This is a genomic window from Blastopirellula sediminis, from assembly GCF_020966755.1.
Lineage (GTDB): Bacteria > Planctomycetota > Planctomycetia > Pirellulales > Pirellulaceae > Blastopirellula > Blastopirellula sediminis.
Genome location: NZ_JAJKFT010000010.1, coordinates 1208105 through 1229360, shown reverse-complemented (window position 1 = coordinate 1229360; position 21256 = coordinate 1208105). Strand labels below are relative to the sequence as shown.

At 58.5% G+C, this 21256-nt stretch carries 25 protein-coding genes and 1 tRNA gene; 12 read left to right on the top strand and 14 right to left on the bottom strand.

What is annotated here, in order from left to right; all coding sequences use genetic code 11:
* The first annotated feature begins 14 nt into the window (after positions 1-14).
* Positions 15-653: a hypothetical protein gene (locus LOC68_RS16690; protein ID WP_230220821.1), complete on the top strand. Its 639-nt coding sequence runs from the start codon at positions 15-17 to the stop codon at positions 651-653.
* 22 nt (positions 654-675) lie between these two features.
* Here the strand turns inward: LOC68_RS16690 and LOC68_RS16685 are convergent, their stop codons facing one another.
* Positions 676-1761 carry a PIN/TRAM domain-containing protein gene (locus tag LOC68_RS16685; protein ID WP_230220819.1) on the bottom strand — a complete coding sequence of 362 codons (1086 nt, stop codon included), beginning with the start codon at positions 1759-1761 and terminating at the stop codon, positions 676-678.
* 133 nt (positions 1762-1894) lie between these two features.
* Entirely contained in the window at positions 1895-3076 is a 1182-nt protein-coding gene (locus LOC68_RS16680) for an HD domain-containing protein (protein WP_230220817.1), read from the bottom strand.
* A 343-nt stretch (positions 3077-3419) separates the two neighbouring features.
* Between LOC68_RS16680 and LOC68_RS16675 the strand changes: the two genes are divergently transcribed.
* Together LOC68_RS16675 and LOC68_RS16670 are read left to right on the top strand one after the other, a co-directional pair.
* Positions 3420-4373: a DUF1559 family PulG-like putative transporter gene (locus LOC68_RS16675; protein WP_230220815.1), complete on the top strand. Its 954-nt coding sequence runs from the start codon at positions 3420-3422 to the stop codon at positions 4371-4373.
* A gap of 45 nt (positions 4374-4418) precedes the next feature.
* Entirely contained in the window at positions 4419-4817 is a 399-nt protein-coding gene (locus LOC68_RS16670) for a hypothetical protein (RefSeq protein ID WP_230220813.1), read from the top strand.
* Between the two features lie 6 nt (positions 4818-4823).
* Here LOC68_RS16670 and LOC68_RS16665 read toward each other — a convergent pair whose 3' ends face one another.
* From LOC68_RS16665 to LOC68_RS16645, 5 genes are all read right to left on the bottom strand, one after another.
* Positions 4824-5414, bottom strand: coding sequence for a hypothetical protein (locus tag LOC68_RS16665; protein ID WP_230220812.1), 591 nt, complete (start codon positions 5412-5414; stop codon positions 4824-4826).
* A 96-nt stretch (positions 5415-5510) separates the two neighbouring features.
* Positions 5511-6029 (bottom strand): hypothetical protein, encoded by a 519-nt coding sequence (locus tag LOC68_RS16660; protein WP_230220810.1) that lies wholly within the window; start codon positions 6027-6029, stop codon positions 5511-5513.
* Positions 6030-6060: 31 nt separating this feature from the next.
* Positions 6061-6585, bottom strand: coding sequence for a DinB family protein (locus LOC68_RS16655; RefSeq protein WP_230220808.1), 525 nt, complete (start codon positions 6583-6585; stop codon positions 6061-6063).
* 1 nt (position 6586) lies between these two features.
* Positions 6587-6811, bottom strand: a complete 225-nt coding sequence (locus LOC68_RS16650) for a hypothetical protein (protein ID WP_230220806.1) — start codon at positions 6809-6811, stop codon at positions 6587-6589.
* Positions 6812-6994: 183 nt separating this feature from the next.
* Complete coding sequence (locus LOC68_RS16645) at positions 6995-7318, bottom strand: hypothetical protein (protein WP_230220804.1); 324 nt, start codon at positions 7316-7318, stop codon at positions 6995-6997.
* A 28-nt stretch (positions 7319-7346) separates the two neighbouring features.
* Between LOC68_RS16645 and LOC68_RS16640 the strand changes: the two genes are divergently transcribed.
* Positions 7347-7550 carry a hypothetical protein gene (locus LOC68_RS16640; protein WP_230220802.1) on the top strand — a complete coding sequence of 68 codons (204 nt, stop codon included), beginning with the start codon at positions 7347-7349 and terminating at the stop codon, positions 7548-7550.
* Between the two features lie 58 nt (positions 7551-7608).
* Here the strand turns inward: LOC68_RS16640 and LOC68_RS16635 are convergent, their stop codons facing one another.
* The 5 genes from LOC68_RS16635 to LOC68_RS16615 form a co-directional block, all read right to left on the bottom strand.
* On the bottom strand, positions 7609-7959 hold the full coding sequence (locus LOC68_RS16635; protein ID WP_230220800.1) for a hypothetical protein: 351 nt from the start codon (positions 7957-7959) through the stop codon (positions 7609-7611).
* Between the two features lie 6 nt (positions 7960-7965).
* On the bottom strand, positions 7966-8175 hold the full coding sequence (locus tag LOC68_RS16630; RefSeq protein WP_230220798.1) for a hypothetical protein: 210 nt from the start codon (positions 8173-8175) through the stop codon (positions 7966-7968).
* Positions 8176-8272: 97 nt separating this feature from the next.
* On the bottom strand, positions 8273-9028 hold the full coding sequence (locus tag LOC68_RS16625; protein ID WP_230220797.1) for a trypsin-like peptidase domain-containing protein: 756 nt from the start codon (positions 9026-9028) through the stop codon (positions 8273-8275).
* A 33-nt stretch (positions 9029-9061) separates the two neighbouring features.
* Positions 9062-9403, bottom strand: a complete 342-nt coding sequence (locus LOC68_RS16620; RefSeq protein WP_230220795.1) for a hypothetical protein — start codon at positions 9401-9403, stop codon at positions 9062-9064.
* A gap of 137 nt (positions 9404-9540) precedes the next feature.
* The gene (locus LOC68_RS16615) at positions 9541-10170 is read right to left on the bottom strand and encodes a TetR/AcrR family transcriptional regulator (protein ID WP_230220793.1); all 630 of its coding nucleotides are present in this window, start codon (positions 10168-10170) and stop codon (positions 9541-9543) included.
* Between the two features lie 157 nt (positions 10171-10327).
* Between LOC68_RS16615 and LOC68_RS16610 the strand changes: the two genes are divergently transcribed.
* Positions 10328-10903: an OsmC family protein gene (locus LOC68_RS16610; RefSeq protein WP_230220791.1), complete on the top strand. Its 576-nt coding sequence runs from the start codon at positions 10328-10330 to the stop codon at positions 10901-10903.
* 98 nt (positions 10904-11001) lie between these two features.
* On the top strand, positions 11002-11730 hold the full coding sequence (gene mddA, locus LOC68_RS16605; RefSeq protein WP_230220789.1) for a methanethiol S-methyltransferase: 729 nt from the start codon (positions 11002-11004) through the stop codon (positions 11728-11730).
* 51 nt (positions 11731-11781) lie between these two features.
* Here the strand turns inward: mddA and LOC68_RS16600 are convergent, their stop codons facing one another.
* Entirely contained in the window at positions 11782-13728 is a 1947-nt protein-coding gene (locus tag LOC68_RS16600; RefSeq protein ID WP_230220787.1) for a hypothetical protein, read from the bottom strand.
* 209 nt (positions 13729-13937) lie between these two features.
* On the opposite strand from LOC68_RS16600, the gene LOC68_RS16595 reads away from it, so the two are divergent.
* From LOC68_RS16595 to LOC68_RS16580, 4 genes are all read left to right on the top strand, one after another.
* A tRNA-His gene (locus tag LOC68_RS16595) sits at positions 13938-14011 on the top strand.
* A gap of 148 nt (positions 14012-14159) precedes the next feature.
* On the top strand, positions 14160-14681 hold the full coding sequence (locus tag LOC68_RS16590; RefSeq protein WP_230220785.1) for a DUF1572 family protein: 522 nt from the start codon (positions 14160-14162) through the stop codon (positions 14679-14681).
* A 123-nt stretch (positions 14682-14804) separates the two neighbouring features.
* A complete protein-coding gene (locus LOC68_RS28570; protein WP_230220783.1) occupies positions 14805-16001 on the top strand; it encodes a DUF6268 family outer membrane beta-barrel protein in 1197 nt (398 codons plus the stop codon).
* Between the two features lie 24 nt (positions 16002-16025).
* The gene (locus LOC68_RS16580; protein ID WP_230220781.1) at positions 16026-17126 is read left to right on the top strand and encodes a DUF6268 family outer membrane beta-barrel protein; all 1101 of its coding nucleotides are present in this window, start codon (positions 16026-16028) and stop codon (positions 17124-17126) included.
* A gap of 251 nt (positions 17127-17377) precedes the next feature.
* Here LOC68_RS16580 and LOC68_RS16575 read toward each other — a convergent pair whose 3' ends face one another.
* Entirely contained in the window at positions 17378-18472 is a 1095-nt protein-coding gene (locus LOC68_RS16575; RefSeq protein WP_230220780.1) for a hypothetical protein, read from the bottom strand.
* Between the two features lie 423 nt (positions 18473-18895).
* On the opposite strand from LOC68_RS16575, the gene LOC68_RS16570 reads away from it, so the two are divergent.
* Together LOC68_RS16570 and LOC68_RS16565 are read left to right on the top strand one after the other, a co-directional pair.
* The gene (locus LOC68_RS16570; RefSeq protein WP_230220779.1) at positions 18896-19471 is read left to right on the top strand and encodes an NADPH-dependent FMN reductase; all 576 of its coding nucleotides are present in this window, start codon (positions 18896-18898) and stop codon (positions 19469-19471) included.
* A gap of 65 nt (positions 19472-19536) precedes the next feature.
* Complete coding sequence (locus tag LOC68_RS16565; RefSeq protein WP_230220778.1) at positions 19537-21054, top strand: carboxypeptidase M32; 1518 nt, start codon at positions 19537-19539, stop codon at positions 21052-21054.
* Positions 21055-21256: the final 202 nt, after the last annotated feature.

Genomic DNA, 21256 nt, shown 5'->3' with positions numbered 1-21256 from the left:
CGAAAGGGAAAACGATGCCGCAATTTTCGCTGCGAACGCTCGCCATCTTTACCGCCGTGCTGTGCGGCAGTTTGGCGGCGGTTCGCTTTCCGACGCCTGGCGCCATCCGAGCGCTGGAACTCGCTTGGCCAGCTCTGTTGATCATCGCCGCTTGCCTGGCGATCGGCTGCCGCGGAGCGTTCCGTTCCCTCTTTCTCGGGTTTCTGATCGCAACCGTTGGCGCCTACTATTGGGACAATCCGGACCGAGCGTCGGTGAGAACGATCCCCACCTTCTCTCGGGCGCTCGCCGAAAACCTGGAGCGTTACCTGCTCAACGGCTATGTCCCCGCCTATGACGGGCTGACGACGTTCTCGCTTGAGTCAAACGACGCCCAGCGAGTCCACTTTATCAAGAAGGACAAAGAGGGAAACGTCGTCGACGAAGGCTTTCTGCCTCTATGGCGCGTGCAAGGCTTCGGGATCAGCAAGACCGTTTTGCCGGTGAGACCTGATCGAGAGAGCTATTTCGAAGTCTTCAAACTGCTGATGATCGTCTGGATCGGACTAACCGGCGCGGCGATCGCCTACTACGCCGACAAAGCGAGCCAAAGACGGGGGAAGAAGCCTCCGCGCAAAGAAAAAGACCCGCCGGAAGAGACGGGTCTTGATTGATTTTGGTTAGCGATTCTCCGCGTTACGCCTTCGATTCGGCGGGACGCTGACGATTGGGGATTTCGGCTGGGCTGCCGCCGGCGACCGTTTCGTAACGACCAAAGATCATGCGGCCGGCGCTGGTTTGCAGCACGCTGGTCACCAGGATCTGGACGTTCTGGCCGATGTGGTCGCGACCACCTTCGACGACGATCATCGTGCCGTCGTCCAGGTAACCGACCCCTTGGCTTTCTTCCTCGCCCCGTTTGACGATCCGGACCACCAACTGCTCGCCCGGCAGGAAGACCGGCTTCAGCGCGTTGGCGACGTCGTTCAGGTTGATCACTTCGACGTTGTGCAACCGAGCCACTTTGTTCAGGTTGTAGTCGCCGGTGACGATCTTCCCTTCCATGTTCTTGGCCAACAGCACCAGCTTCATATCGACCGGCTGGCCATCCATCTCCGGCGTTTCGCGATCATGAATCTTCAGATCGACCGCTGCGTGATTGCGGAGACGATTCAAGATGTCGAGCCCACGACGACCGCGGCTCCGTTTCAGCTTGTCGCTGCTGTCGGCGATCGCTTGCAGTTCAGCCAACACGAATCGCGGCATGATCAATTGGTTGTCGAAGAGCTGCGTCTCGACGACGTCGGCGATGCGCCCGTCGATCACGACGCTAGTATCCAGGATGTACGGCTTCAGACCTTTCACGTCTTTCGAGAATTCGACATACGGAATGATGAAGCGGAAGTCGTCCTTCGTCTGCAGCACCAGGCTGATGCACGCGTAGCAAAGGACCATCCCGATCACCAGCTGCACGGCACGCTGCGGACCGCCGGTCGCGCCCAGTTCATCCGCGGGGAAAAACGGTTGGATCGCGAGACCAAGGATGTAGGTCAAGAACAGACCGACGAGCAAACCGAAGTAAACGCCGCTGATCGTGTCGTACCGTTTCCGTTTGAACGCAACGTCCAACCCGATGACGAAAATCGCCAACAACATCACCCCGGTGAAGGTGAAGAAGGGCTGGTTGCGCGCCGTGCTGGCGAAGTCATTGACCGTAATGATCGAGATGCCGACGCCAGCCGCCACCAACAGGAAAATACAACGAAGAATCAGGAGAGCCATAATGCCCGTCGCCTATAACCGCGCAGCAGAAGCGCATGAACCGTGCGGTCATCAAAATGTAAGAGGTGTGTCTGTTCCGTTCCAACTCAGTATTTTAGCTGAAAAACTGCCTCTTAGTCACCCCCCACGGGCGTCAGCTCTCACCGAATCGTTTCTTAAATTCGTTTGTACAGTAAGTATCCGTCATCGTCGCGAGGTAGTACCCGGCCGCGCGCTCTCGGCCCCACTGATCGATGCGTCCGGCGATCTTCGCCGGCAGCCACTCGGGATGCCGTAGATAGCCGCGGTACATGGTCGTCAGCTGGTGCTGCACTCGCTCACGAAACTGGACGATTGCGGGATGCCGATAGACTTCGTAATAGAGGAATTTTTCCAACTCCCGTTTCTCGGCCAACAGCTCTTCGCTCATCGTGACCAGGGGAGGCCGCGATTGAACCTCGGCCGAACTCTGCGGCTGGCTGGCCGCTAGTTGCGCGCCGATGTTCTCAATGACGTTACGGACCTGCAAATCGATCAGTTCGTGCACGACCATCTTTCGCAGCACGCTCCCCTCGACTCGCCCGTAGCGCTGACAGGCCTTCTCGTAACAGCGGCGGACCAGCGGCAGCTCGAGGACCTGCTCCATCCGCACCAGCCCCACTTTGACGGCGTCGTCAACGTCATGCGCATCGTACGTGACGCTGTCGGCCGCGTCGACGATTTGGGCCTCCAAGAGAGGAGATTTCGGCGCGCCGCCACTTTTATCGATCCGCGTGCGCTGGCTATCCAGCACCTCTTGCGTCAGGTTCAATCCGTCATAAGCGGGAGATCGCGTCTCCAGCTGATCGACCAGAACCAGGCCGAACTGATTGTGCGAGAAGCCTCCGACCGCCGACATGCACTCGGCCAGAACATCTTCGCCGGAATGTCCATAGGGCGGATGGCCAATGTCGTGCAGGTGCGCCAGCGCTTCGACCAGGTCTTCGTTCAAGCGGAAGACCCGCCCCATCGTGCGCGCTACCGACGCGACTTCGATCGTGTGGGTGAGCCGCGTCCGGTGATAGTCGCTGACGCCGGAAAAAACTTGCGTCTTGTCGCTCAAACGGCGATAGGCGCTGCTATGCACTACCCGATCCCGATCGCGCTGAAACGGGCTGCGATAAGGCTGATCCGCCTCAAAGACGTCCCGTCCGCGCGTGTTCGCGCTGAACATCGCATAGGGTGCGAGCAAGATCGCTTCGCGCTCGTGATAGTTTGGTCCGCCGTAAATCGACAAAGGGTCATCCTGAATCGAAGCGGTACCCGCCGGTGACGGGTCGGTGGTTTTGTGGATCACTCTGGTGATTCTAACTGCTAGCAGTGTCAATAGTTAGCCAAATGCGCGGAAAGTCTACGCCGCGCCATTCGCTTAGGCAAGTCGAAGCGCAGTCCGATCTGGGGGGCATCGGACGAATTCCAGCATAAGGGACCTTATTTTTCACTTGGCATTGCGGCGGGCGGGAGTACGGCAAGCCGTAGTAGGGAGAAGTAACGCCTTTTGACATTTGTTTGAAGTTGCAGTTCGCGCCTTTACGATGATTTCTTTCCGTTTTGTGCTTGCTTTGTCGCATTTTTTCCCTGAAAATTCGCAAGTAATCCCTAACTCATCGAATCACTTTTCTTCTTCCTGGGGACGGCTCATGTCTTTTCGAAATCGGAGAGCGTTCACGCTCGTCGAGTTGTTGGTGGTAATCGCCATCATCGGAGTGCTAATTGCCCTCCTCCTGCCGGCCGTGCAACAAGCGCGGGAAGCGGCTCGACGGATGGATTGCTCCAACCATCTGAAGCAAATCGGTCTGGCGCTCCACAATCACCATGACACCTACGGCCACTTCCCGGCCGGCGTGAAGAACAGAAACACGCCAAACTACGCCAACTCGAACTGGTGCAGCTCCACCGGCGCCAACTCCGATGCCCGCGAACCATGGACCGTCGCGATCCTGCCATTTTTGGAGCAGACCAACCGCTACGAGCTGTTCGACCTGAATGGCGCTTTCACCGCGTCATCCAACGTCCCCGGCGTGACCGCCAACAACAACCAGTTCAAGCTGGCCAACCCGGCCTATCAATGCCCGTCCGATCCCGGCAGCCGCGACGACTGGCCGAACACCAGCTACTACGGCGTCCAAGGGGGCGGTCCCCAAGCGGATGAAAGCTGCTCGACGCAATCAGGCAACCGCGTCTTCTATCGCAACGGCATCTTGTACTTCAACTCAAAGACCAACTTCCGCGACATGCTCGACGGTTCATCGAACACCTTCATGGTGGGCGAAACCAAGTATTGCCTGACGCCGACCGGCCGCTCGGACGGGATTTACATCAGCTGGGCGACCGGCTCGAAGACCGACGCGTACGGTTCACCCTACATCCTGGCCGCGGCACGCGATCAGATTAACTCGAACCCCAACGTCGGCCTGAAGTACGACACGTTGAACATCATGACGAAACTGTTCGGCAGTTATCATCCCGGCGGCTGCTTCTTCCTGCTGGGAGACGGCTCGGTTCACTTCGTACCGGAGACGATCGACCTGGCGACCTATCGTGCGCTGGGCAAGGTCGACGACGGTTTGCCGACCGGAGGTTTCAACCTCTAAGCCCCTTCTCTTCCTGTCCTCTACCTTCGTTTCAAGAGCCATCCTGTGAACGCCTCCATCACGCGACTCAGCGTCGTCGCGGCGCTGATGGCCGCTCCGTTATCGCTTGGTTGCGGCCCATCGACGTCGACGATTCACATTCATGGCGCCGTGACCTACGCCGGGCAACCGGTACCGAACGGTTCCATTTACTTTGAGCCTGACACGTCGGCCGGCAACAGCGGTCCCGGCAGTATGGCGATTATTCGCGGCGGCAAGTACGACACCAGCGAAGCGCTCGGCGTCGTCGGCGGTCCTCACATCGTACGGATCGAAGGTTATGACGGCGTCGCCCATGGCGACAACTCCGACGGCCGTCCCCTCTTCCCCACGTACGAAACGACGACCGAGTTGCCGACCAAGTCGACCGTCGTCGATTTCGACGTGCCGAAGAAAACAAAATAGTCGGCGTTACGGCGCAAGCATCCCGCGGCGACTTGTTCGAATGAGATGTGGCGCCGCAAAATACCAGACGGGTTCGAATTGCGTATCATGACATAGTTCCATCTCGGTACCATCCGCTCGATGTAGATGTACCGAATGACGATCGCCATGTCGCGAACCAGGACGAGGTTCTACCTCCAATAGAATCTCCTCGCCACGCTCGAAATGATAGTCCGCGCCGGTTACTAGTAGAGCGCCGCGTACCGAGAATCCATCTGGACGCAAGACGATCTGCTGCGAAGCGCTCCACCATACGCCGGCGACAAGCAGCCCGGCGCCAAAGCCGATTACCATCCGCGCCCAGAACTCTTCGAGCGCCATCAGCAGACCGGCGGCGATGATCGCGACGGCGACTCCTAGAATAATGACGTAGGTCGTGCCCGAAGTTCGAAACGTCGCATCGGCCGCTAACGGATCGCCAACCGTAACGATCGACGACAGTCCGCGCCCCATCGTTAAATAACCCGAGGCGCCAAGAAAAACTCCAATCGCGATCGGCGCCAGGCCGCGCGCGATTGGCGTTGATTTGGGCGAGGATTCCTCGTCAGCTTCGAACATCGCTTCCTTCCGCTACGGCGCGAGTTTTGCAAAATCGCGCCGTAGCGCCGACGTGCCCGAACCTTACATGGTCCAGTTTACCCTGGTGTTATCGGGTTATTCAGGAAACCCTTCCGTCGTCAGCACCGCCAATAACTCGGTCAACTTCTCCGGCATCGGCTGCGGAAACGGGGCGCGATGATTCGGCGAACCGACTTCTCCGGCTGGCGCGTGCTCGGGCACCAACAAGCAGAGATCGCGGTTGGAAACTTTGCAAAACATCGTGCATTCTCGTCCGTTACTCAGACCAAACGTGACGTAGTACGAATAGTAACCGCTATGAGTACGAATCTCTTCTTCCGTCGTCGGCAACGAATAGCCGCCAGGGGTCGACGCCGCAAGGCAACGTTCAAGATATTGAATTACCAGAGGATCATGGCATTCAAGATGGCGGTGTTGACCAAACGCTTCGATGTGCGAGAGATCAATCGCGCCGTCCCCTTGAAATAGGCGAGCGACGTCGTTGGCAGGAACTTCTTCTTCGCGATTAGAATTAGAGAGAAAGCAAACGGTAATTAGAATAGAAATAATAGCAATCGCACGAAACAGATCACTACTCGTGAAGCGGAATCTCATGGGCACCTCCGTTAAAGGGAAGCTTTCACGATCACGCCTCTTTCCAGCCTGTTCCTAACCAAGCTATATCATCGTCGAAAGATAACCTTAGACGCAAGCTTAATTGTGCCGCATGATGCTGAATATGTCGAATGTTGTAGACATGTAGTTCCGCACGTGAGAATGTCTTCGGCGGAAACGCACATGGCGCGAAAAGAATCTCCGCCGATTCTTGATTGATTACGCCATTCGCCTTCGCGCGACAATGGTCGAGATAGCGGCGCAAAAATGCGCGCTCATAAGTCAGTCGCTGTATACGCGGCTCCAGCTCCTCGTAATCGCGAAAGTCGTCTGCATGCTGCTGGTGAAACAACTGCTCGCGCAGCTCTGCTGGCGCCGCGCAAAGGTAGTAATCGGTAAAGAACAGTGCATGAAACGCCGCCTGACAAAACTGGAGATTCGCTACCGGCTGGTTCCAGCCTTCGTCCGGACATTGCTCGATACAGCGGTGCAGCATCCAGAGCGAAGCCTCGTATTGGCCGATCAAGAGCGACTTCATCGTTTTCAGCATCGGCATCTTACTCCTCCGGCGGATCAGACTCGGAAAGTTCCAGTACCGATCGATATTCGAGGTACTGTCGACAACCCCACCGCAACAACGAACTGACGACAATTGCGGCAGCGCTAACTTCCGACAGAAGACGCAATGGCGCGATCAGCGTCAGGTACAGAATCGGATCCCCTGGGGACGACTGCTCCAGGACCAAGATTCCATTCACAATCCCCAGAAGCAACCCGGTCATCCCAAAGGCGAGCCCAACTCGAAGCCAGACGTTCGCTACGAATGCCGGAACGACAAATCCGCTCAAGCAGATGACAAATATCACCGGAAGCCACCCGATCTCTTTGCCAATCCCAAGCAGGACGGCAAGACCAGCAATTACCATACAGAGCGTTTGTAGGCGAAATCGGATGACGAATCTCCCCTATTTTGGTCGCGAAAATCCAGTGGGATGACAATATCCCCAGCGCAAACGCGAACTAAATAAGAGCGCCCCGACGCCAACGAACAACGTCAGCCGTATCGGCGAGTAGAGCATCTGTGACAATGACCGAGCGCCGTCCTCCGCCAGCAGAGCGTGAAGTGCAAAAATCGCGATGCCCGTCAGGCCAAACGCCAGAGCCGCCCGAATCCATAGATTCCCGACGAGCGCCGGCACGACAAATCCACTCACGCAAATGAACGCCAGCGAACCCTTCAAACCGATAAACCTTCCGATCGCCAAGGCGACGGCGATCAGTGCGATCACAATCAGCAACGTTCGTAGGTGAAATTGCATGCGAACTGAAATCTACGCGATGATCGTACTAGGGACGTTGATGGTCGAGACCTTAGCGTTTCGACTGTTCGTCACAACCTGGGGCGCTGGGCTGCTCCCGAATCTCGACGATTACGGCGGCTACGGACCAATCTTGCTGCTGATCGGTTTCGCGATCGGCAGCACGCTCTATTATGCCCTCCGCCGCCGCGAGGTCATCTAATTTGACGAATGGCTGGCGATTTCCAGCCTGCTCATTCCTAAACTGACCGTCGCGGCGACTATTCTCCCCTGTTCTTCGGCCGATCCTCTTGCCCGATCCCAACGCAAACGATCGCCGCAAAGGTTCCCGCGACCAGACTCGCTATCAGCGACGTGCCCCAATAGGGCCCCGACTCGGGCGTAGGGTAAGGATCATTACCGCCCGTCATTCGAACCGCAATGAATATCGCCAGGCAAGCGAGCGTCGCCAGCGCGAAGGAAACGACCGCGCGCAGCCAAGTCTTGCGAAAGACGAGCGGCCCCAAGGAGCTGGCGAAGTATATCGCCACCAACAAATAGATTACCCCGATCTGCATTGCAACGGCGATCGCGAAGATCATCAGTAACAGCGTACTTAGCCGGAATTGCATTACGGCCTACGACCGCGGCTCAGCCGGAAAGTTCGACGCGACAAGCGCCCCTAGCAGCGAACCGACGACTCCACCAACCGCGCCGAACGCTGCGCCCGGAATGGCGCCGCCGATCCCCATTCCAAACATCACGCTGAGCGAAATGACCACTCCCAGAATCGTCACGACCATCTGAATCATCTTGCCAGTCGAACTAATCTCTTTTTTTTCGCTCATACTGACCGCCGGCGGAATGCTGTAGACAGGTTTCTTAACAGAAAACGCAGGCGTTATACTATCCAAGCGGTGACCGCGATGCGAGCAAAATCGGCCATTACTTAGACGCCGCGGCGTCGATTTCGATCAAGTCGATCAAAGCGTGAGCAGGCGCTAACTTCGAGAGCTTTCCGCCTGTCGAGTCAGCCAGAATGCCGATGAAGACGCCAATCACGCGCCAGTCGTTCTCTCCTTCGAGGGCGAAAACCGGCGCTCCGCTGGTTCCTTCCGCGATCGCGGGAATGGCGATGGCGATCCGCTGGCCGTCACTCTTAAACGGATCGCTGATCTCGCCGCTCGCCAGTTTCGCTTCCATCACGACCGGCGACAGGTCCGGGCCAAACAGGCCGAGCGCCAACGGAAAGCCGACCACCTCCAGTTGCGTTTTCGGCGGAGGCAGTTGACGCCGGCAATCGTCCAGTTCAAGGCAGGCCGCCTTGGCCAACAACTTGTGCGACACCGGTAAGATGGCGATGTCGTAACTTGGCTTCGTCAGCCACGAGTTCTCGACAGATTGACCCAGCTCCTCCAACTTCAGGCTGACGCTGTTGTCGCCGAGCGAGAATAGGATCTCTGACGAGGGATTGCTTTCATCGGCCGAGTGCCGCGCCGTCGCCAGGTAGACCTGCTCTCCCTGCTTCACGAAAAAGCCGGTCGACGAACGGACCGAAGTCTTCCCCTCTTTCTCGACGGTCGACTTGATGACGACCACGCTCTCCCAACGTGCAGGTCGTTCTTCGGCGGAAAGCGATTCGCCGCTTCCGAAGATCCCCGCCATCGCCAACAACCCAACCGCCGTTAGACGAACGAACATCAAAGCATCCTTCCTTGGAATTATTCGTGGGAACTATTCTTCTTCGCCCTCGTCTTCTTCCCCTTCCGGCTCGGACGGAAAGTTTTGGTCGACGACCGCTTGGGCGAACGCCTCGGCCGAGAGGATCTGATTCTTTTGAGCGGCGATCGCCTGGTTGTGATTCCACATGCCGCGCAGCTCTTCGTCAATCGAATCAGGAAACTGCATTACTTCCGCCACGACTTCGCGCCATGTGCCTTCGATGTTGTAGGTCTCCTTCAAGGCGGGGACCATTTCGACCAGCTTCTGCTCGTAGACCGCCGGCAATTCGTCAATCGCCGACAAGATGTAACATTCGATCAGTCGTACGAACGGTTTCCCTTCGTAACGCGACATGGCTCTGCTCTTTCTGCTGAAGTGAAAAACGGACCGACGTCGCTACAGGCAGACGAGCGACGCCGCGTCTGGCATCCTAACGCGCAAGCGGCGATCGAATCACCACCGATCCGTCAGAAAAAAGAGGGCGCCCCCACTTATGTCGCGGCGGGCAGATTGATTTCCAGCAGCATCGCAACCGTCTCGGCCGCGGTTTTGGCGGCGGCGTCGCAGCCGCAGACCTGCCGCAAGACGATCGCCCCTTCCAGCAGGATCGCCAATTGATCGGCCAATTCCTCGGGCTTTTCGGCGCCAGCATCCTCGGCGAGATCGCGAAACGTTTCGCGACACCGCAGCTTATGAGCGGCGCCAGCAATATGAATCGGATCGCGGGGATTGGGATACTCGGCAGCGACGTTCAAAAAGAGACAGCCCTGAAAGTCCGGCGCATGAAACCACTGATCGAGCACTTCGAAGTAACCGATGATCTTCGCGCGGGGATCGTCGCCGGCATGACGCCGGACGGCGGTGCTCCAAGCCGCGGTCGCCCATTGGTCGAAACGCTCGACCGCCGCGACGATCAAATCATCCTTCCCTTCAAAGTATTTGTAGAAGGTCGTCTTCCCGACGCCCGAGTCATTTAGGATTCGATCCACGCCGATCGCGTTAAAACCATTGCGATAAAAAAGATCAATCGCCGTCGAAATCAGGCGATCTTTGGCTCCGCGCGGCGCTGGCGGCGCTCCGAGCAATTCGGCAACTGGTTTATACGATGGCGTTTGCGTCATGCTCGCATTTTGAACGCCAATTGGGCGCACTTCAAGTGCGCACTCGCAGTGCGCACCGAGAGTGCGCTTCCACTAGGCCTTTCCGCCCGTATTCTTCTTACAGGCGGGCACAACTTGCCGTTGCAAACACCATCATGCTCTTAGGATGCAAACCAATATGAACGCCACCACATCAACGACCTCCAGAGATTCGCATGTAAATGGACTCGACGTCACCGCGATTCGCGCCGCGATCAACGGCGTCGCCCAAGATCGTTCGCTCGGCGGGACTAGCTGGAAGGTCTCCAGCCGTTGGCAAGGAGGCGCAGTCGCCGAGCATCAGGTCGACGGTTACGAAATCGGCGGCACGTCAGTCGCACGATCTTTCGCCTGGAAAACGGACGAACCGCTTGAGCTCGGCGGCACGAATCTGCACGCCAATCCGCAAGAGCTGCTCCTCTCAGGCTTGAACGCCTGCATGCTGGTCGGCTATGCGATGACCGCGGCGCTGATGGGGATTCGGATCGACTCGCTCGAAATCGAAACAAGCGGCGAGATCGATCTCCGCGGGATGTTTGAATTGGCCGACAAGGTTTCGAACGGTTACGACTCGCTTCGCCAGACGGTGCGAATCAGCGCTGACGCGACCCCCGAGCAACTGGCCGAACTGCACGCCGCCGTCCTCCGTACGAGTCCGAATTTTTTCAATATCACCCATGCGATCGCCGTCCAAAGCGAATTGGTCGTCGAATAGGAGGACTGGGGCGATTTTTTTCGTAACAAATCGCTCCCCTTTCCGCTTCGCATGGTTACCGACTAAGAACCAGCCCCAAGAGATAGAAAGAACCAGTCATGGCAAAACGAATTGCAGTCCTGTTGTTTGGCGCGCTCGCCTACGTCACTTTTTTAGGAGTATTCCTCTACTCCATCGGTTTTATCGGCAACTTGTGGGTCCCCCGCACGATCGACGCGCCCGTCCAACTGGGAACCGCCAGCGCGATCGCGGTGAACTTGCTGCTGATCGTCGCCTTCGGCATTCAGCATTCCGGCATGGCCCGTCCCGCGTTCAAACGTTGGCTGACGCAGTACATCCCGAAAGCGGCCGAACGTAGCTTATACGTGATGACGACCAACATTTTGATGATCGCCCTGTTCCTGGTCTGGCAACCGATGCCGCAGGTAGTCTGGCATGCGACTTCGCTGCCGGCGCAAGTGATCCTCTACACGTTGTACGGTTGCGGTTGGGGGTTGATCTTCTTCTCCTCCTGCTTGATCAATCACTTCGACCTGTTCGGCATGCGTCAGTCGTGGCTCTACTTCCGCGGCGTCGAATATACTCCGCTGAAGTTCCAGATGCCGGTGTTATATCGGTACATTCGCCATCCGCTGTACGTCGGCTGGTTCCTGGTCTTTTGGATGACGCCGACGATGTCGGTGGGTCACTTGCTCTTCGCGATCGGTACGACCGTCTACATCCTGGCGGCAATCCCGATGGAAGAACGAGACCTGGTCGCCGTTCACGGTTCCGACTACGAAGAGTACCGTCGTCGCGTGCGGATGTTTATTCCGAAGATTTTCTAATCGGCGAGATGCATAACCAGAAAGCCACGCGAGAACCAAACTTCTCCGCGGCTATTTTTTGCGCACCAACAGCGGCGATTCGCTCACCTCGAGCCGCAGTCCTTGCGCGTCTCCCTTCGCAATTACCTTCCCCGAAGTCGAATCGCCGGTCAGCTGAATCACTTCGACCTGGCCGTCGATGCCGTTTAGCTGATAGTCGGCCAGCTTCTGATCGCGAGAACTTCCCAGCCAAATCAGATCGACCTGGCGGCCGTCCTCGCTCGAGAAGCGATATTGCAGAACGTCCTCCTCTTGCTCGATCTCTTTCTCGAATCGCAGCCCATGGAGAACGTTCTTCATCGTCGCAATGTAATACCACGAACGTCGCGGCTGGTGACCCGTATCTTTACTGCTAGTCACTCCGCTGCTGGAGAACTTGGTCGAATCGGCTCCGTTCACGTCGCGCAGCATGTACATCTGGGCTCGATCCACCCCGGCCGCCGCCAGCGCGAGATACGATCGAACCAACCAACGGGCTTGCGTCTCCTCGGCGCTCGTCTCGCCGATCGCCGGCGCCCGTTGGACCGACTTCGGATGAATGTCGTAGCCAAACTCCGACACCCACAGCTCGCACTGCGGCAGATGCTCGTTGCGGAACGCGACGATCCGGGCGAATCGTTCTTTCATCCGGTCTTCTTCGGGCGAAATCCCCGTCGTCGGTTGCCCATCTTGTCCGCCGGCGTCGTTGCTGTAGTGATGTAGATTAATCACGTCGGCCGGAAAGCTGCCGCCACGATGCAGCTCCGCCCAGAACTCCATCGCCCGCAGATAGCTCAACTCGGTCGTGGCCAGACCCGACAACACGAACGGCAGCTTCGGATTCGCATTCTTGGCGCCAACGCCGGGTCCTAGCTTCCCTTGATGTCCGTCGTAGTCGGCGCTGCACATCGCCGCGAGTTCCAGCGGATTGAAGTAGGCGCTGCGCCCTTCCCACCACTTATCGGGTTCGTTCCAGTTCTCAATCGCGGTGATCAATCCGAGCCCGCTCTTCGGCTCTTGTCCCTTTTCGAGCGTCAACAGGCTTTCATCGACTTTCGCTGTTCCATAGCGAGCCGCCGTCTGAAACAAGTGCGCCCCATGCGCTGCGTAAGACGCGGGATCGGTCGGATCGGCGTCCGCGGCGATCGGCTTGTCTTGCGGCTTGAACGGTTGGCTCGCTCCGTACTTGTCGGCGCCTTGAACGCAGGGGTAAACCTCGACGCCTGCTTCTTTCAGTTGCGTGTAGAAGCGATCGAAGTCCCATCCCCAACCGGCGCCGCGCACGGCGCTGGGGCTGTAGGCGAACGCATGCTGCGGAAAGGCGCCGGTTCCCTCGCCGCTCGCGCCGTCGTCCCACTGCGCGTTGTGATATTCGCGCACCATGCCGAACGCCGCGAGACGTTCGACCGGATCATCAATGAAACCGTTCACGCCGATGAACTTGTCCATCGGCGGCGGCTGCGGCGGTTCGATCTTCTTCGCAACCTCGGGCGCTGCGCCGACCGGCTTCCCCTCGAGCGCCACTTCCGCAATCGCCGCAGCAGGAGTTGCGAACGTCAGTCGTAGATAGCGGCACTCCACATCAAGCGGATGTTCCGACCACGCGTTGTACTTCTTCAGTTCATCGCGACCGAGTTCTTGCCACTTGTCCCCCACACGCGCTGCAATCGTGATCAGGCCGTTCCCTTCGACATCATAAAAGCGAATCGCCGATAACTGATGCATCTGCCCCAAGTCGATCACGACCGGCCGCGGGTAGTAAAGCGCGGCGCCTTGCCAGTTGGCTTTCGGCTTGCTGGTTGGCTTGTAGGCCGGGTCGGCAAGCTTATTTTGCTCGTCGACCAATTCGGCCTGTCCGCTTCGTCCCGAAAGATCGTTCAGCATGTCGGGACGAAGAACGATCGGCGGCGCCGCAATGGTCAACGACGCGGCGAGCGCAACAACCAGAAACATCGTCGGACGGGCTATCGTGTTCAGCATCGGAAAGCTCGCGCAGAGAAGGTTGGGAACGAAGTGAACCTGCGGCTGGGGATCAGGCTCTAGCTAGAACAGGACTTCTCCCCCTTATGACGGAATTTAGTCGATCGTTTCAGCCATTTCCGCCGCTGGCTCTATTTTAAAACCGGCGGCCTCCCGGCCGTTGACGACCGGGTGGCGCGACTTTAAACTGGGACGTTTCGACGACTACGGTGGGTATAGCTCAGTTGGTTAGAGCACTGGATTGTGATTCCAGGGGTCGTGGGTTCGAGTCCCTCTACCCACCCTTTTTCGTCTTAACGGATTCTCTAAAAGCTTGCCTGATAATCGCTTAGGCAAATCGGCCGCACGCCTCTCTGGTCGCGGTGAACCCAATTTCCTCTCCCGCGTCTACCTGAAAATCTGCGCCCCTATCGCATCCTCAGGAGAAACCCATGACGACCGCCGTTGACGTAACTTCCGCTGTTTCCGCCGAATTAATTCGCTGTCTGGAAGGTTGTCTGGAGCGGGTCAAACATTGCGTCGGCCAGCTTTCTGACGCCCAGCTCTGGCGACAACCGGGTCCCGGCATGAACTCGATCGGGACGATTCTGATTCACCTGGGGGGCAACGTCCGGCAGCACATTATCTCTGGCGTCGGCGGAGCGGCCGACGTTCGTGACCGCCCGGCCGAGTTCGCCGTGCGTGATCCGCTGCCGGCTGGCAAACTGCTAGCCGATCTCCAAGCGACGCTGGACGAAGCGATCGCCGCCCTGCAGAACGCCGACGCCGACGCGATGCTGCAGCCCCGCCGCGTGCAGGGGCAACAAGTCAGCGGTTGGCAAGCGGCGATCCATAGCGTCTCTCATTTCTATGGTCATACGCAGGAGATCATCTGTCTGACGCGACAGATGCGCGAAGACGAGTACCAGTTCTACTGGACTCCGCAGACGGCGGAAGAAGGAAAGCCGACTTAGCTCGCGAGCGCTCAAGCGGCGCAAGTTCGCCTTGACCCGATTGGCGGCGGTTGGTAATTACAGCGCACGACTTCCGCAATTAATTGTTTATCGTCCCTTGGCGACCGTTTGCTTGAGAAAATCGTGCGCGAAATTTTCAAAAACACGATCTTCGTCGGCGCTCTCCTCCTGACAGCGCCGGCGGCCCTGCTAGCACAGCGCATCCAGGCCCCGACGCCGATCAATACGGTTGCGCCGTCGCCGTATGGAGTTCAGCCTCCGGCGACATTGACCGGCGGCATTCAGCCGTTTGATCCCTACGCAACCGGGACGCAGTTTAGTTCGTATCCGGCGACCACGTATGCGGCGCCAACGTACGGCGCTCCGACCTATGCGCCGCCGGTCAGCTATCCGCCGCCGCCGACGACTCCGCCGGCCGGATTTACCGCGGGACCACCGTCTTACTTTCCGAATCAAACGGCCCCGGCCTACGGCTATCAACAACCGATCTATCAACCGACGACGGAATTTCCTTCGATTCCGTACGAGCGTTTTCTCGAGAACGTCGGCTTCCGTTACACCTGGCTGCCGAAGCTGAGCAACGACGATACGGCGCTGCAGATGCAGGACTTCGACGTCTCGGCGACCGCGCAGTTTCCGAACTTCCTCGGCTGCAATGCGCCGCTGTTGGTGACTCCGGCCTTCGTGCTGCATCTGTGGGATGGTCCGCAGAATGTTGTGCAGAACTTGCCGGGGAACGCTTACAGCACCTATCTCGACTTCGCCTGGAATCCGGAGCTGACGCCCCGTTTATACGCCGAACTTGGTTTCCGCGCCGGCGTCTACACCGACTTCAAAACGTTCAACAGCAACAGTCTTCGCCTGCAAGGCTTGGGGGTCGGCGCCGTGCGGTTGACTCCGACTACTACGCTCAAGGCGGGCGTCGTTTACATCAACCGCTTGGACGTCAAACTGCTGCCGGTCATCGGTTTAACGTGGCAGCCTGACGCTCGTTCGCGGTTTGACCTGGTCTTTCCCTACCCTCGCATCTCAAAGTACTGGACGACGTTCGGCGACAAAGAGGTCTGGTGGTATGTCGGCGGCGAGTATGGCGGCGGCAGTTGGACCATTCAACGCGACACCGGCATGGGTTTCGTCGACGATCAGGTCGACATCAACGATTACCGAGTTTTCGGCGGTCTCGAAGCGACTCACCCGAATCGCTTGAAGGCGTTTATCGAACTCGGCTTCGTCTGGGAACGCCAACTGGTTTATCGCAGCGCGATTCCAACGCTGAACGTCGACAACACGCTGATGCTGCGGACCGGTTTCAACTTCTAAGCGTTCTCCGTCAGAAATACCCTTGTGCATTTGTTCTCGCTGAGATTTTGGCTGGCGATCTTTCCGCTCTGTCTGGCGACCGAGACGGTCTGTGCGCAGTACGCCGCGTGGGGCGACGGTCAAACCGCGACCGAAAGCAACAATCCATACGAACCGGTTCAGCCTCTACCGCCGACCGACGTCTTTCCGCCGAAGTATCCCCTCTACGAGCCGGTCGATCCGACGGCCGCTGTGACGCGCACCGCTGCGGTCATTCCGCCTGAGCTGGACGAAATGCCGTACGACATGCAGATGGAAGAGGGGCTGACGCTCAATGAAGACGAGATCTTCAGCTCGCGTCCCGTCCTGGCGACCAGCAAGCCGGGAATCCTGCAGGCCGTCACAACGGACAGCACCTGGATCGCGGGCAGCGGCGACAACATCGGAATGACCGACGTGCTGGGAACGATCACGCTCGGCTTTCCGGCGCCGACGATCGACTCGCCGCTGATTGTGACGCCGGGCTTCGGCATGCACTTTCTGGTCGGCCCCGCGTCGGTCGATGCGCCGCCAACTTTGTACGACGCCTTTTTGACGACCCGTTACATTCGCCCAATCAATGACCGGTGGGGAGTGATCCTTTCCGGCACCGCGGGCTACTACAGCGACTTCCAGCAACAGAATAGCGACGCGTTTCGTCCCAGTGCGATGGCGATCGCCACCTACAACTGGAACAAGAATTGGCAGTTTCTCGGCGGCGTCGTCTGGCTCAACCGCGACGACTTTAACATCCTGCCGATCGCCGGCGTCGTCTGGACCGGCGAACGTCGCAAGCTGGAGCTGACCTTTCCCCGTCCCCGTTATAGCCAACTGTGGGACTACGGCCCCGGCTATGAAGATTGGTGGTACATCACCGGCGAACTTGGCGGCGGCACGTGGAGCGTGCAGCGAGCCGACGAAACCAACGACCTGCTGACGATCTCGGACTATCGCGCGATCGTCGGCTTCGAACGACGCCGCGACGGCGGGGGAAAGTCGTTCATCGAATTCGGCTACGTCTTCGGGCGCCAATTCGAATATCGGAACCAACCCTTCACTCTCGACATGAACGACACCGTCCTGATCCGCAGCGGCTGGTGGTTCTAACCGCCAATAGTAGCCCGATGCGCAAGCGAGGGAAAAGCGGCTGCAAGTTCAATGACGAATGTCGAAGCTCGAATGACGAACGACGTAACGCATCTTGTTCGTCATTCTGGTTTCTATATTCGTCATTTCGCCAAACGCTTTTCCCTCGCTTGCGCTTCGGGCTATTATTTCGCGCAACAAAAGAGGCTGGGTAACGCCTTGCGGGTTACCCAGCCTAACCTAGTCATCAGGAGAAGTGAGTTGCGTTTGGCTTAGTAGCGGAAGATCGCGTCGACCGTGATGCGGTTCTGCAGCACGTCGCGACGTTCGGTCAGCGGCGTTTCCCACGCGAAGCCGAGTTCCATGTGCGACGACGGCTTGTACTTCACGCCGAGGGCGCCGGTCACGATGTCGTTACCGGCGACGCCGACCGTACCGAGGTTGAACAGGTCGCCGCCTTCGATCGGAGCGGCGGAGAACGCTTTGCCCGAGCTCATGTAGTGGTACCAGTTCATTTCGCCCAGCACATACCATTTCGTGCCGGCGATGCGATGGTCGATGTGGTTCGACCAGAACCAGATCGAGCTTTCGGCCGACTTGTCGCACGGGAGCAAAAAGCCGGTGGTCGAAAGGAAGTGGTTGTTGTAGCCGAACTGGGCGCCGCCGGTCAGGAAGATGTCGAAGACGCCGTCCCCGTTTCCTTGCAGCGTGCGGGTGCTGCCAACCGGCATTTCGTAGGTGAAGCCGGCGCTCAGCAAGCGTTGATTGAACGGATCTTTATAGAGGTTGTATTTCAAACCGGCGGCGACGTCGGCCCAGCCGTCGTCAATCAACGGGCTGGTCGACGTGGCGAAACCGTCTTTGGTCGCGATGATCGACAAGTTTTCGGTCAGCGCCGCTCGCAGCTGCACCGCGAGCAGGTTGACGTGTCCGCCGAGCGCGGCGGTCGGAATCTGGTGATGCAGGTAGATGAAGCGGGCTTCGGTCAGCGTCCGCGGATCTTCAAAGTAAACCGGATTGGTCATCGGGCTGATGAAGTCGTCGTAGCAGTGATCGCTGGGGACCAGGAACTTGGTAAGCCAGCAGTCGTGCCCGCAGCACGAATTGCAACCGCACATTTGACCGCACGACGAACCGCAGCCGGCCACATCGCCGCAGCAACTGTCGTCGATGGCGCTGCCGCAATCGCATCCGACCAGGTCGCCGCAATCGGTGCAGCTGGCCAGCGAAGCGTATTGATACGAGACCAACGAGGCGTCCGCCGCCGGCGACTGGTCGCTGATCAGCACGTACTCCGCCGCGCGAAGATCTCCGGCCATCATCCAGGCAGCGCCCAGCAACCCGGCGGCGCAAAGCAACAGTCTCATAAAGAGGCTCCCAACTCACGTAATTCGGAAGGAAAACGTCAGCTTGCAGGAAATGGGCGGTGCGACGACCAATTGACCAACAGCTCACAGAAATAGATTCGAGATTCCGTGTCCAACATCGACGTCGCATCAACCGACGCTTCGCAATTTGCGACAGGAACGTTACCCCTTACCGCACCGCGACGTTCGGAACGACGCCAATGGGTACATCACATCAACAAACCGGCGCCTTCGTCAAAGTCTGCCAATCGGCCAGCGGCCCGCCGCAGTTTTCCTCGCGAAGAGTCAAACGAAAACTTGGGAAGATCCGTCAGGTTTTCCCCGACGATCCTGGCCCCAATCGCCACTTTCCGGCAATCGCGTTACAATTTCAGCCTGGCGAACTTCGCCGATTTTGACGACCGCTCTAACAAGGCAGCATGTATGTCAAAAATCAAAGTGCTTGCGTTCGCCGGAAGTGCGCGACGCGATTCCTACAACAAGCAGGTGATCTCGATCGCCGCCGCGGGAGCGATTGCCGCCGGCGCCGACCTGACGCTGATCGATCTGGCCGACTATCCGTTGCCGCTCTTCAACGAAGACCTAGAAGCGGAAGGGCGCCCGGAGAATGTAAAAAAGCTGAAGCGGCTCTTCCTGGAAAACGACGCGCTGCTCCTCTCTTGTCCGGAATACAACAGTTCGATCACGCCGCTGCTCAAGAATACGATCGACTGGGTCTCGCGTCCCGATCCCGGCGAACCGCGTCTGGCCGCCTATCGCGGCAAGGTGGCCGCGCTGATGAGCGCCTCGCCTGGCGCCCTGGGGGGACTTCGCGGCCTGGTCCACGTCCGCTCGATTTTGAGCAACATCGGCGTCGTCGTGCTCCCCGATCAGGTTGCGGTTCCCAATGCGGCCAACGCTTTTTCCGCCGACGGTTCCCTGAAAGACTTGGAACGTCACGCGGCGATTCATGCGCTCGGCGAAACGCTGGTTCACTTGGCGTCGAAGCTAAAGAGTTAGCAAGCGCGCCAGCCGCTCGCCTACTCGCCCGACAACTCCCTCTCCCAACAGAAAATTCCATCGCCATGACCGATTACCAACAACAATACGACTCGCTTTGTCATGAAATCGGCGAAGCGGCCAAGCTCGACAGCATCCAGCAATTGCTGGAATGGGACGAGCGCACGATCATGCCTCCCAAGGCCGGCGCCTATCGCGCCGAGCAAGTTTCGCTGCTCGCCGGACTGATCCACGAGCGCCGCACTTCGCCGCTGGTCGGAGAGTTGCTCGAATCGCTCGCCGACAGTCCGCTCGCCGCAGATCCGCATAGCGACGCCGGCGCAACGATTCGCGTCTTGTCGCGAGACTATCGTCGCGACTCCAAGCTGCCGCAAGCGCTGGTCGTCGAATTGAGCAAAGCGAAGGTCCTCGCTCAACAAACTTGGGTGCAAGCTCGCAGCGGCAACAACTTTCCGCTGTTTCGCCCGCAGCTCGACAATATCCTGCGACTGATGCGCGAGATGGCCGATGCGATCGGTTACGCCGAGTCGCGGTACGACGCGCTGCTCGACTACTTTGAGCCGGAAGCGAAAACGTCCGAAGTCGCCGCGGCTCTCTCGGCGCTGAAAGACGATCTGGCGCCGCTGGTCGCCGAGATCGCCCAAAGCGGCCGCCATCCGAAGATGGACATCCTGAAGCGCGACTATCCGATCGCCGCGCAGGAAGAGTTCGGCAAGCGCGTCGCCAAGGATATCGGCTTCGACTTCGAAGCAGGCCGACTCGACGTCACGCATCATCCCTTTTGCTGCGGCATGGGTCCGCACGACTGCCGCATTACGACCCGTTACGATCAAAACTTCTTTCCCTCAGCGTTTTACAGCACGCTGCATGAAGCGGGACATGGTCTCTACGATCAGGGACTCCGCTCCGATCAATTCGGGCTGCCGCCGGGCAACTACGTTTCGCTTGGCGTGCACGAATCGCAGTCGCGAATGTGGGAGAACATGGTCGGCCGCAGCTATCCGTTCTGGCGACACTATTACCCGGAACTGAAGAAGCTCTTCCCGTCGCTCGGCGATACGCCGATGGGCGACTTCCACTTCGCGGTGAACGACGTGCAGCCTTCGTTGATTCGTGTGGAAGCGGACGAAGCGACTTACAACCTGCACATCATCATTCGCTTCGAACTAGAACAGGCGCTCCTCTCGGGCGATCTGCCGGTCGCCGACTTGCCGGGGGCGTGGAACGAAAAGTACCAACAGTTGCTCGGCATCACGTCGGACGATGACGCCGACGGCTGTCTGCAAGACGTTCACTGGAGCGCCGGCTTGATCGGCTACTTTCCGACCTACTCGCTCGGGAACATGTACGCTGCGCAGCTCTTCGATCAGGCGACGATCGACCTGGGAGACCTGGCCGAGATGTTCGGCCGCGGCGAGTTCATGCCGCTGCTTAGCTGGCTCCGCGAAAAGGTTCACCAACCGGGAAGTCGCTACACCGCTCCGCAACTGATGCAAAACATCTGCGGCGAGTCGATCGACCATCGCCCGCTGCTGAAGTACCTGCGAACGAAGTACGCCCCGCTGTATGGAATCGGGCACTAAGAGCTCTGGTAGCCCCGATAGCTCCGCTATCGGGGCGGCGCAGCCGCGGGAAGCATCATGCCGCGATTCAATGGAAAGCGGAAGTGAGCATGCCGTTTGATTTGGGCCAATCGCCCGTTTGCGATTCGTCGGGGATTAATGCCTCCAGCCGACTTCGTCGGCCCCGATAGCGGAGCTATCGCGGCTAACCGGCTGGTTTTTC

Bases quoted from the DNA above. Each gene is read 5' to 3' on its own strand.
- LOC68_RS16690 (WP_230220821.1), top strand. From the start codon at position 15: ATGCCGCAATTTTCGCTGCGAACGCTCGCCATCTTTACCGCCGTGCTG.
- LOC68_RS16685 (WP_230220819.1), bottom strand. From the start codon at position 1,761: ATGGCTCTCCTGATTCTTCGTTGTATTTTCCTGTTGGTGGCGGCTGGC.
- LOC68_RS16675 (WP_230220815.1), top strand. From the start codon at position 3,420: ATGTCTTTTCGAAATCGGAGAGCGTTCACGCTCGTCGAGTTGTTGGTG.
- LOC68_RS16665 (WP_230220812.1), bottom strand. From the start codon at position 5,414: ATGTTCGAAGCTGACGAGGAATCCTCGCCCAAATCAACGCCAATCGCG.
- LOC68_RS16660 (WP_230220810.1), bottom strand. From the start codon at position 6,029: ATGAGATTCCGCTTCACGAGTAGTGATCTGTTTCGTGCGATTGCTATT.
- LOC68_RS16655 (WP_230220808.1), bottom strand. From the start codon at position 6,585: ATGCCGATGCTGAAAACGATGAAGTCGCTCTTGATCGGCCAATACGAG.
- LOC68_RS16650 (WP_230220806.1), bottom strand. From the start codon at position 6,811: ATGACCGGGTTGCTTCTGGGGATTGTGAATGGAATCTTGGTCCTGGAG.
- LOC68_RS16640 (WP_230220802.1), top strand. From the start codon at position 7,347: ATGCGAACTGAAATCTACGCGATGATCGTACTAGGGACGTTGATGGTC.
- LOC68_RS16635 (WP_230220800.1), bottom strand. From the start codon at position 7,959: ATGCAATTCCGGCTAAGTACGCTGTTACTGATGATCTTCGCGATCGCC.
- LOC68_RS16630 (WP_230220798.1), bottom strand. From the start codon at position 8,175: ATGAGCGAAAAAAAAGAGATTAGTTCGACTGGCAAGATGATTCAGATG.
- LOC68_RS16625 (WP_230220797.1), bottom strand. From the start codon at position 9,028: ATGTTCGTTCGTCTAACGGCGGTTGGGTTGTTGGCGATGGCGGGGATC.
- LOC68_RS16620 (WP_230220795.1), bottom strand. From the start codon at position 9,403: ATGTCGCGTTACGAAGGGAAACCGTTCGTACGACTGATCGAATGTTAC.
- LOC68_RS16615 (WP_230220793.1), bottom strand. From the start codon at position 10,170: ATGACGCAAACGCCATCGTATAAACCAGTTGCCGAATTGCTCGGAGCG.
- LOC68_RS16610 (WP_230220791.1), top strand. From the start codon at position 10,328: ATGAACGCCACCACATCAACGACCTCCAGAGATTCGCATGTAAATGGA.
- mddA (WP_230220789.1), top strand. From the start codon at position 11,002: ATGGCAAAACGAATTGCAGTCCTGTTGTTTGGCGCGCTCGCCTACGTC.
- LOC68_RS16600 (WP_230220787.1), bottom strand. From the start codon at position 13,728: ATGCTGAACACGATAGCCCGTCCGACGATGTTTCTGGTTGTTGCGCTC.
- LOC68_RS16590 (WP_230220785.1), top strand. From the start codon at position 14,160: ATGACGACCGCCGTTGACGTAACTTCCGCTGTTTCCGCCGAATTAATT.
- LOC68_RS16575 (WP_230220780.1), bottom strand. From the start codon at position 18,472: ATGAGACTGTTGCTTTGCGCCGCCGGGTTGCTGGGCGCTGCCTGGATG.
- LOC68_RS16570 (WP_230220779.1), top strand. From the start codon at position 18,896: ATGTCAAAAATCAAAGTGCTTGCGTTCGCCGGAAGTGCGCGACGCGAT.
- LOC68_RS16565 (WP_230220778.1), top strand. From the start codon at position 19,537: ATGACCGATTACCAACAACAATACGACTCGCTTTGTCATGAAATCGGC.